Source organism: Bradyrhizobium sp. NAS96.2 (assembly GCF_001908235.1).
Classification (GTDB): domain Bacteria; phylum Pseudomonadota; class Alphaproteobacteria; order Rhizobiales; family Xanthobacteraceae; genus Bradyrhizobium.
Genome location: NZ_LGHK01000018.1, coordinates 18220 through 35882, shown reverse-complemented (window position 1 = coordinate 35882; position 17663 = coordinate 18220). Strand labels below are relative to the sequence as shown.

Here is a 17663-nt window from a genome sequence, read left to right as displayed (position 1 = left end):
GTGCATTGGACCCCGGCCTTGATGACATGACCGCTGAATTGCCGCCGAATTCGCAAGCGCCGCGTGCGTTCTCCCTCTCGATTGGCCAGCTCACGTTCGGCAGCTTCCTGCTGGTCCTGGCTGTGATCATCATCACATCCACGGCCAGCGTGATCGCGATCCGGCACATCGATACGACCTTTGCCGAGCTGCAGCGGCTGCAAAGCGTCGGCGACATCGCCGAGGATATCGACCGTCGCACCAACGAGCTGCGGCTGGCGGCGCGGGACTTCGTCACCGAGCCCGGCAACCAGTCGGCCCAGGTCGCGCAGGCGGCCCAGTCGCTGAGCGAGATCCTGAAGAAGACCCGGATCGAGCTGGCGCCCGAGCAGCAGGACATGATCGACGGCGTCACCCAGCGGCTGGCAACCTACCGCAGCGGGATCGAGCGCATCTCGGCGCTGCTCAGCCGCCGCGCCGAGATCGTCGCCGGACTGCCGCCGCTGCGCGACGCGTTCGACAAGGCGGTCGCCGAGAGCAATGACGCGGCGCTTGCGAACACGCTGTCGCAGGCCCAGAGCCGCATCGCCACCGCGCTCTTGGCGCACAACACGTCGGCCGCCGAGCAGGCCGCGCAAAGCATGCGGGCGATGGCGATCGCCGATCCCAGCCTGCGCAGCGCGGTCGACAATTATGCCGAGGCGATCAGCGCGATTTCGGTGCGCGAGGGCCAGATCGCCGACATCGACCGCGAGGTGCTCGGCGCCGAAGGCCGCCTGATCCAGAAGGTCACCGAGCTGTTGCGTGAGCTCAGCTCGCGCCGTGGCCATGTGCTGTCGCGCGATTTTGCCCGGACGCTGGCTGAGGCAAAATGGCAGAGCATCGTGCTCGGCACGGCGGGCGTGCTGATCGGCCTGTTCGCCGCCGTGCTGGTGGTGCGTCGCACCGTCCGCCCGCTGGCCAGGATCGCCGGGTCGATCCGCAAGGTCGCGGGCGGCGAGAAGAGCGCGTTCATCCCAGGTGCCGACCTCGACAACGAGATCGGCGACATCGCGCGCGCCGCCGAGGTGTTCCGCCAGACCCTGGTCGACGCCGACAGCGCGCGCGAGGCGGCACTGCGCGCGCTCGCCGAGCAGCGGCTCGCCGAGGAGAGCTACCACAAGCTGTTCGAGGCATCCGTCGACGGCATCTACGTCACGACGCCGGGCGGCACGCTGCTCAACGCCAATCCGGCGCTGGCGCGGATGATGGGCTATGCCACGCCGCAGGACCTGATCAACGGCATCGGCGACATCGCCTCCACCGTCTATGTCGATCCGGCTGCGCGGGAGCAGTACCAGCAATTGATGGCGCGCGACGGCACGGTGCGTGACTATGAGTATCAGGTGCGCTCGCGCGACGGCACCGTGCTGTGGCTGTCGGATTCCGCGACCGTGGTGCGCAACGATGAGGGCGAGGTGATCCGTTACGAGGGCACGGTGCGCGACATCACCGACCAGAAGCGCGCCGAAGATGCCATCGCTGAAGGCCGTCGCATGTTGCAGATGGTGATCGACACGGTGCCCGCCGTCATCAACGTCAAGGAGCGCAATCTGCGCTATGTGCTGATGAACCGCTACATGGCGGGCATCTTCGGCGTCGAGCCGCAGGACGCGATCGGCCGGACCACCGCCGAGCTGATGCAGCGCTATGGCGCCGCCAAGACTGACGAGAACGACAAGCGCGTGCTGTCGGTGCGGCGCGAGCTCGGCTTCTACGAGGAAGAGTACAAGGACGCGGCCGGCAACATGCGGCAATGGCTGGTCAACAAGCTGCCGATCCTCGATGCGCAGGGCGACATCGAGAACATCGTCACCGTGGCGCTCGACATCGGCGAGCGCAAGCGGTCCGAGCAGGAGATGCGCAAGGCGAGGGATTCTGCCGAGGCCGCGCTGCGCAATCTGCGGGAAACCCAGAACTCGCTGATCGAGGCCGAGAAGCTCGCCGCGCTTGGCCGCCTGGTGGCCGGCGTCGCCCACGAGGTCAACAATCCCGTCGGCATCAGCCTCACGGTGGCATCCGCGCTCGAGCGCAAGACCGCGAACTTCGAAGCCCAGGTCGAGCGCGGCGACCTGCGTCGCTCCAGCCTCAACGACTTCCTGAACACGGCGCGGGATGCCTCCTCGCAGCTCGTCGCCAATCTCAATCGCGCCGCGGAGCTGATCCAGTCGTTCAAGCAGGTCGCCGCCGACCGCAACTATTCCGACCAGCGCACCTTCGATCTCGGCGACCTCACCGAACAGGTGGTGATGAGTCTGCGGCCCGGCCTGCGCAAGCACAATCTGACGCTCAACGTCGATTGCGAGCCGAACCTGATGATGAATTCCTATCCCGGACCGTATGGCCAGGTGCTGACCAATCTGTTCCTCAACGCGGTCGCGCATGCCTTCCCGGACGGCAAGGCCGGCGAGGTCGAGATCCAGGTCCACGCCTCAGGCAACGATTATGTCGAGGTGATCTTCGCCGACAATGGCTGCGGCATGAGCCTCGACGTTCGCCGCCGCGCCTTCGATCCGTTCTTCACGACGCGGCGCGACCAGGGCGGCACCGGGCTCGGGCTGCACATCGTCTACAGCATCGTCACCACGCGCCTCGGCGGCCGGCTCTCGCTCGAGTCCGCGCCGGGCAACGGCACGCGCATCCAGATGATCCTGCCGCGGGTCGCCCCGCTGGAGCAGGCCGCGGAGTAGGCGGGCGCCGGCGCCGGCTCCGTCACCTCGAGGACTGCCGCTATTTCTTCATCTCGCCGGCAAGCAGGTTCTTGTAGATCTTGCCGTTCCTCATGATGACCAGGAAGTTCTTTGCGGGATCTTCGACCAGCCTGATGTTGTCGATCGGATTGCCGTCGACCAGCAGCAGGTCGGCCAGCGCGCCTTCCTGGACCACGCCAAGCTTGCCGGGATATGGATTTCGCGGCCCGGACAGACTGAGCAATTCAGCGTTGCTCGATGTCGCCATCGTCAGCGCCTCGGCCGCCGTGTACCAGCGGGTGAGGTCGGCCAGCATGGTGCCTTGCCGGTCGGCCAGCGCCTTCGAGAACAGGACATCGGTGCCGAATGCCGTCTTGATCCGGTATTTCCTCGCCAGCGCATAGACCCGTTCGGTCCCGGCAACCACTTGCCGCATCTTGTCCTGTTCCGCGGGCCCCAATGCGCTGGCGCCCGCCAGATCGAGGAAGGGCTGCGTGCTCAGCCAAATTCCCTTCTCGGCCATCAGGCGGGCCGTCGCGTCGTCCATGAGATGACCGTGCTCGATACACTTGACGCCCGCCGCGACCGACCGCTGGATCGCAACCGGCGTATAGGCGTGCACGGCAACGTAGGTGCCCCAATTCGCGGCGGCGTCGACGGCGGCACGCAGCTCCGGTTCGGTGAATGTCGATACGTCGAGCGGACTGAACGGCGATGCGACGCCACCGCCCGCGGTGAGTTTGACCTGCGAGGCCCCCTGCATGAGCTGCTCGCGCGCGCGCACGCGAACCTCGTCCGGACTGTCCGCGATCATGCTGCCGCCGATTTTCTCCATGCGGCTGAGCATGCCGCCGATCGTTCGTGGCAGATCGGACAGCTGCCGGAAATCGCCATGGCCGCCCGTGATGGTGATTACCGCGCCTGACGGGTAGATGCGGGGCCCGGCCACGAGTCCGTCGTCGATGGCCCGCTTGAGCCCGAAGGTGGGCCCGCCCATGTCGCGAACGGTGGTGAAGCCCCGCATCAATGTATCGGTCGCTTCAGCCGCAGCGAGCAGATTGTTGTAGCCGACGTCACCCGCGATCGCAGCCGCCGGCGTCGGGCGCACCAGCATCGCATGCCAATGCGCGTCGATCAGCCCGGGCATCAGGACGCGCTCGCCGCCATTGATCACCTGCGCATCGGCCGTGATCGCCGAGGTCGAGATCGTCTCGATCTTGTTGTTGCGGACCAGCACATTCGATGCCGCGGACAGTGTGCTGTTGTTGCCGTCGAAGATGCGGACGTTCTGGAACAGGACCGCGGAATCCTGCGCCTGCGCCGCCGGCAAAACGCCGAGGCTCATGCCGATCGCCGCAAGCAGCACGGAAATCCGGACGATCCCGCTCTGTATTCTCACACCTGACATGTTCGGTTTCCCCCAAAATGCTGCTACGCCGGCCGGTCGGCGGGCCGCAAGGCATAGGTCAACCAGCCGATGCCGTGGGACATCAGATCGATGCCCAGTAATAGTCCAAGCACCCAGAGGCCGGTTGCCGGAAATCCGCTCAAAATGATGAGGCCCGCGATGACGCCGAACATCCCGGAGGCCGCCAGGACCCAGCCGGACTGCCGCCAATGGCCGATGCCGATCGTCACGCGGACGAGCCCGGAGACCAGCAGCATCAGGCCGAGGACGTAGGTCAGGATCAGCGCGCCGGTCACCGGCTGGCTCAACAGCACAATTCCGGATGCGATGTAGAGGGCTCCGAGCAGCAGCTGCCACAGGAAACCTCCCCACCCCTTGGTCCAGAAGGCGTGCACGATCTCGAAGCCGCCTGCGAAAATCGCCGTCCAGCCGATGAAGATCGCGCTGACCACGGTGAAGAGCACGACATCGCCGAGGACGAGGACGCCCGCGACGATCATGGCGATCCCGGGCAGGACGCACATCCATAGCGGCGGCGGCGCGATGCCGGTCAGACCTAACGCGGAACTGTTGTCGGTGGTCGCCATGTTATTCTCCTCAATTCCCGGGCCAGGAACTTGCTCCAGCCGGTGATGCGCATGGATCTGCCGGTCAGGCCGGCTCGGATCAGCTGGTTCGTTCGCGGTTGTCCGCCGCGTTGTCATCCGGAATCTCTCCCGGCCGGTAGTTCGGCAGCTGCCCTGCCGGAATGACCGCGAGGAGAGCGAGGCCCGCCATGATCAACAGCCCGATCTTCAGCGCCCGCAGCCGGGCTTCGGTGTTGACCCGGACCGCTTCCTCGACCTGCTGTGGCGTGCCGCTCGTGGCTTCGAGCACGCTGCGCAGCCGGTCGTTGCTGATGAAGGTGATGTTGTTGAGGTCAACCTGGCTTTGCAGCTCCTTCGTCAGCACCGGACTGGCCGTGATCCTGCCGAGGGCGATCGTGCTCAGCAGACCAACGAGAAGTGCGCCGGCGACCGCCGTACCCACCGCCGCCGCGAGGTTTTGCGTGGTCCCGCGCAAGGACCCGACGTCTCCCGCCAGCGTCTTGGGCGAGGCCGTCACCAGGACGTTGAACAGCAGCGTCACCAGCGAGCCCTGGCCGATGCCAAACAGGACGAGACCAAGCAGAACGGGAATCTCGCTCCAGTCGTTGCGCACGACGAAGGCGAGCCACAGCAACGCGATGGTGCAGAGCGCAAAGCCGAAACGTCCGATCTGGCGCGGTGTCAATCTGTCGTAGAGATTGACGATCAGCATCGCCGAGAAGAAGACCGTGAGGTTGAACGGCATCATCGCGATCGCGGTGGCGATCGGTGAGCGTCCCTGCACGATCTGGATGTAGAGCGGCACCGTGAAGTTCAGTGCAGCCTCCAGCGCGACCACCGCGAACAGCGCATAGACCGCGCAGCGCTCCTCGGGTGAGTCGATCACCTCCAGTGCCAGCAGCGGGGTTTTTCCCGTGGCCTGCTGCCGGTGCGTCCAACTCAGAAATGCCTGTCCGAGCACGATGCCGATCACGATCATGACCGGCGCCGGCGAAACGCCCAACAGATCGAACGGCGCGTTGGGACGGGCGAGCGCCAGTCCCCAGCCGTTGAGATTGTTGAATCCGAAGCTGATCAGAATGATCGCGCTGGCGGCGAGGGCGACGCCAACCAGATCGATCTCGATGTCGGGACGGCCGCGGTCGGGCTTCAAGCGAAAGCTCAGCAGGAAGACGATCGCCGACACCGCGATCAGGATTCCGAACGCCGGCCGCCAGCCGATATAGGTTCCGAACACTCCGCCGATCACGAATGCGAGCACGCCGGCAGCCGCACGCGCCGAGCCCAGCGCGCCGAGGGCCGTGGCCTGCTGGCGCCCGGCATAATTCTCGGCGATCAGGGCGACGAGCGAAGGCACGATCACCGCTCCGGCGGCACCGCAAAGCGCCTGCGCCGAGATCATGGTGGTGGCCGTGGGGCTGAATGTCATCAGGAGCTGCGATGCGAAGAACAAGACGACCGCAAGGCGGAACACCTGCAGCGCGCCAAATCTTTGCGCGAGTTTCGCGCCAAGCATGACGAAGCCGGCCACAAGCATGGAATAGGCCACGATACCGGTCGCCACCGTGGTGGGGGGCACGCCGAAACTTGTCACCATGCCGCCCATGGCAACCGGGAGCGATGCGACATTGAACGACATGATCATCTGGCCGAGCGCAATCGCGATCATCGGAACCCATGATGCGCGCTCTTCCTGGTGGATGCCGCCGATCGATATTGTCTGCGCCATGGCGTCCTCCGATCTTCTCGGCTTCTGCGATCGGCCCGCCCGCGGGAATGCCGATCTTGCGACGGCCGCTCAGCCGTCCGGCTGCGACACGAGCAGATCCATCCCGAGTCGCTGTGACAGGAATTTTGCGGCGAGCTGGCCTCTCACGCTGTTGCCGGCGGCATCCAGCGGCGGGGCGAACGTGCCGAAGCCCCCTTTGCCCGGGGATACCGCGACGATGCCGCCTCCGATGCCGCTCTTTCCCGGTAAGCCGATATCGTAGAGCCAATCGCCCGACGTCTCGTACAATCCGGCGGTGACCATCACTGCCAGGGCGTAGTGGCATACGGCTGCGTCGACCACGCGTTGCCTGGTCACCGGGTTCACGCCGCCGTCGGCCAAGGTCGCGCCCATCACGGCCAGATCCCTGGCGCTGACATTCAGCGAACATTGCCGCGTGTAAAGATCAGTCGCCTGCCTGGCGTCGCTGTAGATCCGCTCATAGCTCTCCAGCAAGCGCGCGATGCTTCGATTGCGGAAATTGGTCTCGGAGGCGGATGCATAGACCTCCTCGTTGAGCGAGAGAGGCCGGCCGGCGAAGCGTGATAACCCGTCGTGGATGAATTGCCAGCGGTCCTCGAGGGACGGTCCCGGCGCGAGGCTGGTCGCAGCAATGGCGCCGGCGTTGACCATCGGATTGGTGCGCCCGTTTCCCCGCTCGATCGCACCGAGAGAGTTGAAGGGAAGACCGGTGGCGTTGGCGCCAAGCTTTTCGCGTGCCGCCTCCGGGCCGATCGTCTCGCAGATCAGCGCAAACAGGAACGGCTTCGATACGCTCATGATGGAGAATTCGTGGTCGACGTCTCCAGCGCCATAGAAACGGCCACCAGTTCCGACGACGCAAACACCGAACAGCTCCGCCGGAACCCGTGCGAGTGCCGGGTAAACCTGCGACGTCGTTCCATCGGTGTTCGACTTGAATCGCCGGTGCGCGTCTTCCACAAGCGCCTGCACCATCTCCGGACCGGGTAGATGACCGGTCGAGATGTAGGCCTGCTCTCGCTGATCGACCGAAAGCGACGCCATCGCATCACTCCTTCCGAACGGACCCAACGGTGGCCGGTTCCATTCTGGAACACGATGCGTTGGGGCAGTCAGCGCCAAAGTTTTAGTTGAGTCAACCTACAACCGCGCCTGGTGCTGCAACCCAGCCATCAACATTTGCGAACAATCCACCTGAGGTGATGTTCAAGTCAGTGAGGCTGACGCGATCGCTTTCCAGTCGCCGACGCAACACGCAGTCGCATCAGTTTGAATCAAACGGCGGACGTCGCTGCGGCGCGCAATCAACGACCGATTGCAACGTTTTCGCTTGAGGGAGTACGATTGCGGCGCGTGCGTGCGAGCCGAAGCGAGTGTGGGAGGCGCGGGGCATCAACCGTAGAAATGAGATGTACCATGGTGGCGCAAACAAGTGACGGACATCTGTTCCTGTTCAAGAAGCTTGGCGGCCTGTTCGCGATCATAGCCGGATGCTTGCTGACAGCCGTGGGTGTGACGTTCGAGTCCACCGATACGACAGTTATCGGCATCCTGCTTCTGGTGCTGGGTGCCGTCTTGCTCGTGTTCAAGATCATGCGACGAAATCAGCAGCCCGGATAACCGGGCTGCATCGGCGTCTCCTGCGGCGCTTGCGGAGCGGGCCTTGAGGATCAATGGCGCCCGATGGAGGCCGTCGATTCTTCGAGACGGTTGTGTTGCTCCCTCGGGATCACGGGCCGGACGATCGATATTCGATCAGTATCGATCGATGCGCGAACGGCATTGGACCGTCCGCGACAACACTCCTACGGCTCGGTCAACCGATCCAGCGATCAACGGGCGGTGCGAGCAGGGGAGGAAGACATGATCTCACGGCGCAATCTGCTGGCCGGCATCGGCGCGGGCATGGCAAGCGCAGCGGCCAGCCGCGCCATTGCGCAGTCGTTCCCGTTCAAGCCCAATCAGCGCTATCCGGATCCGGCGGTCGAAATCCTCGACCCGAGCTTTGCCAAGTACCGGCTCTACAGCTCTACGCTGGAGCAGGTCGCGACCGGCATGCGCTGGGCGGAAGGGCCGGCGTATTTCCCCGAAGGCGGCTGTCTCTTGTTCAGCGACATCCCCAACAACCGCATCATGAAGTACAGCGAGAAGGACGGCAGTCTCAGCGTCTTCCGCAGCCCCGCCAATTTCGCCAACGGCAACACTCGCGACCGCCAGGGGCGGCTTGTGACCTGCGAGCATTCGGTGACGCGGCGGATCACGCGCACCGGGAAGAACGGCAAGATCACCGTGCTGGCCGACGGTTTCGAGGGCAAACGGCTCAATGCGCCGAACGACGTCGTGGTGAAGTCCGACGACACGATCTGGTTCACCGATCCGGTGTTCGGCATCGCCGGCGAGTGGGAGGGCTTCAAGGCCAAGCGCGAGCAGGACAACACCAACGTGTTCCGCATCGGCACCGACGGCAAACTGACCGCTGTCATCACCGATCTGGTCAATCCGAACGGACTTGCGTTCTCGCCGGACGAGAAGAAGCTCTACGTGGTCGAGTGGAAGGGCACGCCGAACCGCAGCATCTGGAGCTACGACGTGAATGCCGACGGCACCGTCTCCAACAAGTTCAAGCTGATCGACGCCGCCGACCAGGGCTCGCTCGACGGCTTCCGCGTCGATCGCGACGGCAATCTGTGGTGCGGCTGGGGCAGCAACGGCGCGCTGCAATCGGAGCCGACGGATGTCAACGGCCGCAAGGTCTATCAGCTCAAGGGCCGGCCTGAGGATCTCGACGGGGTGATGGTGTTCAACCCGCAGGGCAAGCCGCTCGGCTTCATCCGCCTGCCGGAGCGCTGCGAGAACCTGACCTTCGGCGGACCCAAGAACAACCGCCTGTATATGGCGTCCTGCCATTCGATCTACGCGCTCTACGTCGACGCGCACGGCGCGACGTGAGGCGTTGTCACGGCCGTCATTGCGAGGAGCGATAGCGACGAAGCAATCCATTTCTCCGCTCGGGGCGTTATGGATTGCTTCGCTTCGCTCGCAATGACGTGGATCGGCCGACGCAATATCCCCGTCATCCTGAAGGTGCGGCGAAGCCGCGTCTCGAAGGATGCGCGGCCCCGCCACTGGCCGTCGACCCTTCGAGACGCGCGTTCCGCGCTCCTCATCAGGGTGACGGGTCCAGCAGCGATTCCCGAACCGCTAATTGATATCCGCGAGCTTGTGCAGCGTGGCGCCGAAGATCAGGCTCGCCTTGCCGACCAGCGCGGTTCCACTCATGGTGCCGCGGGTGTCGGTGAAGGTGCCGGAGACGCCGATGCCGACCGGCGCGGGCCCGCCGAACAGCGGGTTGTCGGTGTCGCGCGGCGTGGTGTGGCGTTGCACAAGGACCTCGCCCTTGAACGCATCGCCCTTCACCGTGTAGCTGCCGGTGTAATAGAGATAGGCATCGCCGCCGAGAATTTGTCCGTCGCGGAAGAGAATCACTCCGCTGCCCTTGCCGACGCGTCCGTCCAGCAGGGTGACGTGGATTGAGTACAGCCCGTTCTTCATAACGTCCCATTGACCGGCTGCCACGCCCGCAGCAATCCGGATTGGTTTTTTATGCCAAAGCGAGCAACCTCGTGCAATGCGGCAGGTTGATTCCGGGGTGTCCGGAGTGGCCGTGAACCCTCGGTTCCTGCCAGGCGGTGTGACGGCGCGATGACAGCGGACCATGCGCGCGAATCGAACTGGCCCGCGAAATGCATAGCTCTGGTTGCACTGGCCGGTGAGTGCTGGAGCAACACACATGACAGACAGGATGGAAGCTGGCGGCCGCTTGGCGGACCTCGACGACGATTCCGAAACCTTGGCCCGCCGTCGCAGGGGCCGGATGCGGGTGTACCTGCCGCTCGGTCTCGTCGCGCTCGTGTCGGTGGCGGCTGCGCAGCTAGCGCAGGCCCGCGATCCCGATGGCCGCTACGCCAATTCGCCGCTGAAGGAATGGTTCGACGGTCTGCGCAGCGGCAAGGGGCCGTGCTGCTCCGATGCCGACGGCACTGCGGTCAGCGATGTCGATTGGGAGTCGAAAGACGGACACTATCGTGTGCGCCTCGAGGGGACGTGGATCGACGTCCCCGACGAGGCCGTGGTCACCGAGCCCAACCGGGCCGGCCGCGCGATGGTGTGGCCGATCAAGAGCTACATGGGAGTGACGATCCGCTGTTTCATGCCCGGCAGCATGACGTAGCGCGGCATTCGCTCACACGTACTTCTTGTCGCGCTCGAGCAGTTCGATCGAGATGCCCTGCGGACCGCGGATGAAGCAGATCCGCACGCCTGGGCGGATCGTGGTCGGCTCCTTGGTGAACTCGACGCCCTTGGCCTTGATCTCGGCCGCGACCGCGTCGATGTCCTTCACGGTCAGCCCGAAATGATCGAGCCCCTGATAGGGCGTCACCGGCGGGGTGTTGACGCCGTCGCCTTGCATCACCTCCGCGATGAAGACCTTGGCGCCGCCGAGCTGGACGTCGATGCGGCCTGGGCCACGGATGATCTCGCCGCCGAGAATGTCACGCAGCCAGGTCGCGGTGGCCTCGGGATCGGGACTGCGCAGATGGACGTGGTCCCAGGTGACGACAGGCATCGCGATCTCCTTGTTGTTCTCGCGCCGCGTCGGCGCGCGGCACTCGCTCTCGGGCGGTGCAAATCTTAGCGATCGGCCGGCTGTGATGCCATCCCGTGCTGCACGTCGCAAGATTGTCGTCCCGGAATGAAACCATTCGGGCCGATGGCGATTGTTTTCGCGTGGCCGCTCGGCCTGCGGCCGTCCCGGATGCCGCATGTGGCGATCGCTGCGGCCTCTGTGCTGGCGGGGGTCTGGTCGGGCGTCGAGGGTGAGGGCACGACGATGCGGATCGGCTTGGCGTCGTTTCGAAATGTTGCCGCCGCACGTCTCGGTGACGGCGGCTTCTACGCCAGCCTGCTGCTGTCGTTGATCGCAATCGCCGGGATCGCCGCCTGGTTCATGCTCCCCGAGCCGAGCGACGCTGGAGACCAGGATATCGGGCCGGTGTCTTCGACCGTCATCCGTACCGCGCAGGATGTGCCGACCGGGGTGCAGTCTGTCCAGGCCGCAAGGGAGGCGCTGGCCGCACCGCCAGACGAGCCGGCCACGGTCGGCGTGGCCGCCGCCCCGCAGCCGGCCGAGGAGGCCAGGACGTCGCAGTCGGGCGCCGAACGATCGCCGCTGGACCGGGTGCGGATCGCCTCGCAATCGTGGCGCCGCGGCGGTCTCGGATCCAAGATGCTGGTCACCCTGACGCTGCGCAACGCCAATGATTTCCCGGTCAAGGATATCGAGATCGCCTGCGCCTTCATCCGCCGCGACGGCAGTCCGATGACCGAGCGCAAGCGCCTGATCCCGGACACTATCGCCATGAAGAGCCGCAAGACCTACTCGCAGATGTTGATCGGCTTCGTAAATGTTAACGCAAACAAGGCGAAATGCTCTGTCGTGACCGCCAGCCGCGCCTAAACCCTGCATCTCGAAAAAGTGAGCGGGAATTGACTTGCCCGGTGAACCGTAACGGCCAGGCAGGAACTAACTAATAAGCCGACCGTTAGAGGACGACCCGGAAGCGCGGGATGGCGACTGTCCGGGTGATCATGCGCAGACGATGAATTCGCTGCGCGATGACTGATGTCATCGCGCCGAGATGAACCGCGCCCGTAGCGCGGGGGGAGCTACCAAAATGCCTGTGGCGCGTTATTTCCTGTACGTTGGTGGAGTGCTGCTCGCGTTGCTCTTCGTCGTCAATGCCATCATGCCGCAGGAGGCCGTGGTTCCCGGCCAAAGCCAGACCATCTCGTCGCCGGGCGTCGACAAGACGATGGTCCGCATCAGGTCGACGCAGAAATTGCCGGAGCGGGTGGTATACGATACCAGCCAGCCGATCATCGTTCCGGCGCAGGTGAACGCGGTTGCCGCGGCCGTCCCGCCGGCAACGGGCGACGCATCGGCACAGGCCCGCGTCCGCAACACGTTTGCCCAGTTCATTCCCGAGAAGGCTGACGCGCAGAAGGCTGTGGCCGAGGCGAAACCGGCCGACCAGCGGGCGCAGGCCCAACCGCAGGCACCGAAGAAGCACAAGGTTGCGCGTTACCATGCCCATCCCCAGCAGCCGATGCGGCTGGCGCAGCCGGGCATGTATCAGCCCTACCGCGTCGCGCAGCAGCAGCCGCGCATGGGCTTCTTCGGCGGTTTCGGCACCTGGTAAGCAGGGTCGCGCCGTAGCCGGCAACCGACACGCCGCCGCAAATGCTTGCGGCGGCATTTTCATGTCCGCGAGATTCAGGCGGGGGCCGGACGCAAATAGGCGTCCGTGCCGTTCACGCCGTTTAGCGCGGCAGGCGCGGAATCTTGTCGGCGAAGCCGTTGTAGCAGGTCAGCCGCTCGTCCTCTTCCTTCACGAACCGGCATTCGTTGACGCCCTTGGCGGGGGCGGCCTTCGGCTTGGGCTGCGGCTTGAAGATCTCGTCGTAGCACATCAGCCGCTCCTTGGTGGCGTCGTCGATGTCCTGGCAGGCCTGGAGCTTCTGCGCGACCGATTGCGGCTTGCCGGGCGCGGCGGCCTTCTCGCCCTTCTTGGCCGCCGACTTCTTGCCGACCTGGACCAGCGGCTTGTCGCCGACCATCGGCTGCGAGGCCGCCGCCGGCTTGTCGGCCGCGGGCGGTGGCGTGGTGGCTGGAGCGGTGCCTTGGGCAAGCGCGGCAGCCGGGCAGAGAAGCGCCAACGCGAGGATGATATGTCTCATGTTGAAAATGTCCGAAATGGCGTGATGACCGGAAGGATGGCACCGGGGATCGGAAAAGCCCGGCAAGCGCCGAGGCTTATCGCAAGTTCTGCCCGAATCCTACCCCCAGAGATGACCCACCCGGCACCGATCCACCGGCAAAAACAGGGGCAATTGGTCGCCGGTCCGACCGCAACCGAGCGTGATTTGCCTTTGCGGGGCCCACCGGCTATCAGGGCGCCATCTGCGCGACTGGCGCTTGGATGGACCACCATCGGGGAGCGCAGAGACTGAACGCCGCGCGCCTGGGCACCGCTTCGAAACGGAGGTGCCATGACGGCGAACATTCTTGATGGGCATGCACATGCCCAAATTGTCATCGACAAGGTTGCAAGTGAACTGGACCGGCTCGCCCCGCGCGCCCGGGCTTACGGTCGTGCTGGTTGGTGACGATCAGGCCAGCCAGATCTATGTGCAGAGCAAGGTCAGGATGGCCGAGCGGCTTGGCCTGCACGGCGAGGTCGAGCGCCTGCCGGATGACGCCAGCGAGGCCGACCTGCTTGCCAGGATTGCGGCGCTCAACGCGCGCGACGATATCGACGGCATCCTGATCCAGCTGCCGCTGCCGGCGCATATCGACGCCCTGCGCGTGATGGCCGCGGTCGATCCCGCCAAGGATGTCGATGGCCTGCATGCGCTCAACGCCGGCCGGCTGTTTCACGGCGACGATGCTTTGGTGCCGTGCACGCCGCTGGGCTGTCTCAGGCTGATCAAGTCGATCCGATCGGATCTCACCGGCGCGCATGCCGTGGTGATCGGCAGCTCCAACATCGTCGGCAAGCCGATGGCCGCGCTGCTGCTGCAGGAGCAGGCGACCGTGACGCAGACCCACATCCACACCCGCGGCATCAGCAGCATCTGCCGTCAGGCCGATATCCTGGTCAGCGCTGTGGGCAAGGCTGGGCTCGTGCGCGGCGACTGGATCAAGCCGCAGGCGATCGTGATCGACGTCGGCACCACGCGCGTCGAGAAGCCGGAGGGCGGCTACGCGGTATGCGGCGATGTCTCCTTCGACGAGGCGGTGCAGGTTGCCGGCGCGATCACGCCGGTGCCGCGCGGCGTCGGACCGATGACGATCGCATGCCTGATGGAGAACACCGTGAAGGCCGCCAAGGCGAGGGCGGCCCGGCTGCAATAGCGCGGGACGCCCGCGGCGAGACGCGAGCGGCCGGTGCCGCTCGCGTGCCGTGCGCGAAGTTCATGACCTCAGAGGTAATGGAAAGCCCGCAGCGCTTGGCTATCGTCATGCGACAGACGGAGGCGCGCGATGCTGTATGCGGAAGATCTCACCGAGGGCCAGACATTCCGGCTCGGGACTTACACGATCGGCGAGGTCGAAATCCTGGAGTTCGCCGGCAAGTATGATCCGGTGCCGATCCATACCGATCCCGTCGCCGCTGCGGCGGGCCCGTTCGGCGGGCTGATCGCGAGCGGCTTCAACACCATTGCGATCTATCGGCGGCTCGTCGTGGAGGCGATCTGGAGCAAGGTGGCGGGCATCGTCGGGCGGAGCTTCGAGATCCGTTTGCCGAGCCCGGTCCGCCCGGGAACGACGCTGACCGGCCAATCCCAGATCCAGAAGATCACCATCAGGCCGGAGCGACGCGACGCCGTCGTGATCTTCAAGACCGAGCTCGTCAACGACGAGCAGCGCCCCGTGCTCGTCCTCGTGCTCGATGCCCTGATTCATATGCGCCCCGTGGAGCAGGCGCGGACATAGGCGCCGCACCGATCGTTGGTCGTCGATCTGGTCGTCGCGCAATGCCGCGGCTAGTATGGCGGGCCTGCGGCCGAACTGTAGCGCATCAATGACGTCGTCCGGCAGCAAGTTCGCCGATGTGGTGCAGGGCGGATGGTGCAGACGTGAAGCGGAGCAAGCAGACGCGTGGAGAGATCGAGGCCAAGCAGCGCAAGGCCGCGGCATGGCACCACGCGCTGGCACAACGCGCCGCCGAGCGACAGCGCCTTCGCAACTACAAGATCGCGCTGGCGCGCGACGAGGTTCCGGTGGTGACGAGCCAGCTCGCACCCTCGAACAGCTATTCGATTCCTGATTTCGTCGAACGCGGAACCTATCGGCCCGAGCCTTTCGTCTGCAAGGATTGCGGCGTTGCCGAGGTCTGGACGCCGTTGCAGCAGAAATGGTGGTACGAGACCGCGAAGGGCGACGTGTTCACCAAGGCCGTGCGTTGTCGCGCCTGCCGCACCAAGGAGCGCGTGCGTAAATCCGCCGCGCGCCGCGTGCATCTGGAAGGGCTCGCCAGGAAGAAGAAGCCCTCCGCCGCGTCATGAGCGGATGCGCGTGACGCCGCGCTGCTGCTTCACAGAGATGTGGATGTGGAACCTGCGCGCGGGCGGTCAATGCGTCGCGCGCGCGGAACGTTTCGTTGCCTGATCGGTTCGAGACTTTGAAGCCCCCGGCGAGGGGTGCGGGCGGGGAGGAACCAGCCAGGGAAGCAGTCACGGCCGGAACCAACGAGAAGGAGCAGCGGATGAAGCTTAATTCCACGCAAGTCAAGCAGACCATGTCGCAAATGAACGCACAGGTGCTTCCGGACGATCATCCGGCGGTGGCGCAACTGAACAGCGTGTTTGGCGAGCACACATTCTTCGTCGATACCAGCGGACTCAAGGTCCTCGAACCCGCGCAGAGCTCCGACATGCCGGGACAGACCGGCGAGGTGGTGAGCCTTGCCGAATGGAGCGACCCGGAGCTGACGTCGCTGCGGCCGCACGAGCCCGAGCCGACCGGCGTGCTCATCATGCTTGAACCCAGCAAGCACTGAAGTGCGTTTCCGAGCGAAGCCGGTACCGGCTCGCGCAAGGAGAATGCGACCAGACCAGTGGATTGAGAGCATGATCCGATTCAATCGGACTCATGCTCTGAGTGCCGCATCGGTCGGCACCGCAATCGGCCTTCCTGATGGCGACAGTCTCCAACGTCACGTCAAGAGGTGCCGAAAGTCACATGGCAAATCAGCGCCGCCTGCGTATGCATCGTTCGAGATGGATATCCAGGCGGTGAGGGGCAGATGGGGATCGTGCGGCGCTGGAGCTCTGACGAGGACGAGAAGCTCAGAGAACTCGCCAGGGCCGGCAAGAATGCTCTCGAGATCAGCAACGAACTGACCCGCAGCGCTTCGGCGGTGCGGCGGCGCGCCGAGGTCCTGTCGGTGCTCATCATGGCGAAGGCGTTTCGCGCGCGCCCGTCGCATGTCGCCACCCATCTCGAAAGAGTAGCGATCGACGCGATCCGAACCCGCCGCTCGTTTCCCGCGGGCGTCGGCCCGAGCACTATTGCCGGAATGATCGACAAGGGCTGGATCGTCCCGGAGCTGGGGCGGCGATATCGCGTCACCGATGCCGGCGTGGAGGCGGTGCGCCGGAAGATCCCGAGCGGCTGAGGGCTGCGCAGCAACCCGGCGGACGGCGGGGCGGCGGACGGACGCAGCATCTGCTACGGAAAGCAAGATTCTGCGCCCGAGACGGGCGGTTGCGCCGTTGAAGCATCGGGGACACTGACAGCCGGCAGGTCTCCGGCGTGTCCAACCGTCCGGCCCGATCGCACCGATGCTCAACGCCCAACAGGCTCCAGACGACCGATACCAGCGTTTCGCCGATCTTGCGCCCTTCGTCCGTGAAGCGATCGACACCATTGCCGCGTTGACCCCGGCCCAGCGGGTCGATGTTGACTTCCTCGAACGGGAGTTCATCCCGGCGCTGGGACTCAATGACGAGCTGCTGCACGAGCAGCCGCCGGAGCTTGCGCCGAGCTTTGGCAAGGGCCTGCACCTTTGGCAGTATCCGAACCAGCTCGCGCCGTATCTGGCCTGGCTTGCGCGCAACGCGGCCGGCATCACCTCGTACATGGAAATCGGCTGCCGCTGGGGCGGCATGTTCATCCTGGTCGCGGAGTGGCTCAGGACCAGCGGCGCCGACCTTCAGGAGGGTGATTGCACTCGATCCGATCGCGCCGACGCCGTTCATCGCGACCTATTTCGAACTGCTGCAGGAGCAGGCGCGCATCGAGCCGATCTACATGCAGGCGTTTTCAACCTCGCCGCTGGTCGCCGCGCATGTCGACCGGCTGAAGCCCGACTTCGTTTTCATCGACGGCGATCACAGCCTGCGCGGTGCGATGCAGGATCACCTGCTGGTGCGCGCCACGCCCGCATCATCGTGCATCACGACATCCACTCCCAAGCCTGTCCGGATACGACATGGCTCTGGAAGGCGCTCAGGGAATTCGAAGCACCGAGCTTCGATGCGTTCGAATTCACCAGCCAGTATGCGTCGGTCAACGGTTCGTTCCTCGGCATCGGCGCGATGAAGCGGCGGTCAGCGCAGGCGTAGGGACGGACGCCGGCGCTTGT

19 protein-coding genes and 1 riboswitch are annotated in these 17663 nt (G+C 65.0%); of the genes, 12 read left to right on the top strand and 7 right to left on the bottom strand.

Annotation, left to right across the window (positions count from 1 at the left end; translation table 11 throughout):
* Positions 1–26: 26 nt before the first annotated feature.
* On the top strand, positions 27–2708 hold the full coding sequence (locus AC628_RS04700) for a PAS domain S-box protein (RefSeq protein ID WP_074125578.1): 2682 nt from the start codon (positions 27–29) through the stop codon (positions 2706–2708).
* Positions 2709–2748: 40 nt separating this feature from the next.
* Here the strand turns inward: AC628_RS04700 and AC628_RS04695 are convergent, their stop codons facing one another.
* From AC628_RS04695 to glsA, 4 genes are all read right to left on the bottom strand, one after another.
* Positions 2749–4116, bottom strand: a complete 1368-nt coding sequence (locus AC628_RS04695) for a metal-dependent hydrolase family protein (protein ID WP_074125577.1) — start codon at positions 4114–4116, stop codon at positions 2749–2751.
* 23 nt (positions 4117–4139) lie between these two features.
* A complete protein-coding gene (locus AC628_RS04690; RefSeq protein ID WP_074125576.1) occupies positions 4140–4703 on the bottom strand; it encodes an HdeD family acid-resistance protein in 564 nt (187 codons plus the stop codon).
* Between the two features lie 79 nt (positions 4704–4782).
* On the bottom strand, positions 4783–6432 hold the full coding sequence (locus AC628_RS04685) for an MFS transporter (RefSeq protein ID WP_245321029.1): 1650 nt from the start codon (positions 6430–6432) through the stop codon (positions 4783–4785).
* Between the two features lie 69 nt (positions 6433–6501).
* On the bottom strand, positions 6502–7497 hold the full coding sequence (glsA, locus tag AC628_RS04680; RefSeq protein ID WP_074125575.1) for a glutaminase A: 996 nt from the start codon (positions 7495–7497) through the stop codon (positions 6502–6504).
* Between the two features lie 372 nt (positions 7498–7869).
* On the opposite strand from glsA, the gene AC628_RS04675 reads away from it, so the two are divergent.
* On the top strand, positions 7870–8073 hold the full coding sequence (locus tag AC628_RS04675) for a hypothetical protein (RefSeq protein WP_074125574.1): 204 nt from the start codon (positions 7870–7872) through the stop codon (positions 8071–8073).
* A gap of 285 nt (positions 8074–8358) precedes the next feature.
* Positions 8359–9402 carry an SMP-30/gluconolactonase/LRE family protein gene (locus AC628_RS04670; protein ID WP_502689534.1) on the top strand — a complete coding sequence of 348 codons (1044 nt, stop codon included), beginning with the start codon at positions 8359–8361 and terminating at the stop codon, positions 9400–9402.
* Between the two features lie 252 nt (positions 9403–9654).
* On the opposite strand, the gene AC628_RS04665 is transcribed toward AC628_RS04670, so the two are convergent.
* On the bottom strand, positions 9655–10005 hold the full coding sequence (locus AC628_RS04665; protein WP_026192881.1) for a GrlR family regulatory protein: 351 nt from the start codon (positions 10003–10005) through the stop codon (positions 9655–9657).
* A gap of 322 nt (positions 10006–10327) precedes the next feature.
* Between AC628_RS04665 and AC628_RS04660 the strand changes: the two genes are divergently transcribed.
* Positions 10328–10684, top strand: coding sequence for a hypothetical protein (locus AC628_RS04660; protein WP_074125597.1), 357 nt, complete (start codon positions 10328–10330; stop codon positions 10682–10684).
* A 12-nt stretch (positions 10685–10696) separates the two neighbouring features.
* On the opposite strand, the gene AC628_RS04655 is transcribed toward AC628_RS04660, so the two are convergent.
* Entirely contained in the window at positions 10697–11080 is a 384-nt protein-coding gene (locus AC628_RS04655; RefSeq protein ID WP_074125596.1) for a VOC family protein, read from the bottom strand.
* A 144-nt stretch (positions 11081–11224) separates the two neighbouring features.
* On the opposite strand from AC628_RS04655, the gene AC628_RS04650 reads away from it, so the two are divergent.
* Both AC628_RS04650 and AC628_RS04645 read left to right on the top strand, forming a co-directional pair.
* Positions 11225–11971 (top strand): hypothetical protein, encoded by a 747-nt coding sequence (locus tag AC628_RS04650; protein WP_074125572.1) that lies wholly within the window; start codon positions 11225–11227, stop codon positions 11969–11971.
* 217 nt (positions 11972–12188) lie between these two features.
* Positions 12189–12713 (top strand): hypothetical protein, encoded by a 525-nt coding sequence (locus tag AC628_RS04645; RefSeq protein ID WP_074125571.1) that lies wholly within the window; start codon positions 12189–12191, stop codon positions 12711–12713.
* Positions 12714–12834: 121 nt separating this feature from the next.
* Here the strand turns inward: AC628_RS04645 and AC628_RS04640 are convergent, their stop codons facing one another.
* Positions 12835–13251: a hypothetical protein gene (locus AC628_RS04640; RefSeq protein ID WP_050420461.1), complete on the bottom strand. Its 417-nt coding sequence runs from the start codon at positions 13249–13251 to the stop codon at positions 12835–12837.
* Between the two features lie 217 nt (positions 13252–13468).
* Positions 13469–13548, top strand: a riboswitch (ZMP/ZTP riboswitch).
* A 46-nt stretch (positions 13549–13594) separates the two neighbouring features.
* Between AC628_RS04640 and AC628_RS04635 the strand changes: the two genes are divergently transcribed.
* From AC628_RS04635 to AC628_RS04610, 6 genes are all read left to right on the top strand, one after another.
* Positions 13595–14428, top strand: a complete 834-nt coding sequence (locus tag AC628_RS04635; RefSeq protein ID WP_349510101.1) for a bifunctional 5,10-methylenetetrahydrofolate dehydrogenase/5,10-methenyltetrahydrofolate cyclohydrolase — start codon at positions 13595–13597, stop codon at positions 14426–14428.
* Between the two features lie 129 nt (positions 14429–14557).
* Complete coding sequence (locus AC628_RS04630) at positions 14558–15010, top strand: MaoC/PaaZ C-terminal domain-containing protein (RefSeq protein WP_074125570.1); 453 nt, start codon at positions 14558–14560, stop codon at positions 15008–15010.
* Positions 15011–15153: 143 nt separating this feature from the next.
* Positions 15154–15582: a zinc-ribbon domain containing protein gene (locus AC628_RS04625; RefSeq protein ID WP_210190160.1), complete on the top strand. Its 429-nt coding sequence runs from the start codon at positions 15154–15156 to the stop codon at positions 15580–15582.
* 200 nt (positions 15583–15782) lie between these two features.
* Positions 15783–16076, top strand: coding sequence for a hypothetical protein (locus tag AC628_RS04620; protein WP_050420464.1), 294 nt, complete (start codon positions 15783–15785; stop codon positions 16074–16076).
* A 246-nt stretch (positions 16077–16322) separates the two neighbouring features.
* Positions 16323–16694, top strand: coding sequence for an SANT/Myb-like DNA-binding domain-containing protein (locus AC628_RS04615; RefSeq protein ID WP_074125568.1), 372 nt, complete (start codon positions 16323–16325; stop codon positions 16692–16694).
* Positions 16695–16860: 166 nt separating this feature from the next.
* A complete protein-coding gene (locus AC628_RS04610) occupies positions 16861–17643 on the top strand; it encodes a hypothetical protein (protein ID WP_074125567.1) in 783 nt (260 codons plus the stop codon).
* Positions 17644–17663 lie beyond the last annotated feature (20 nt).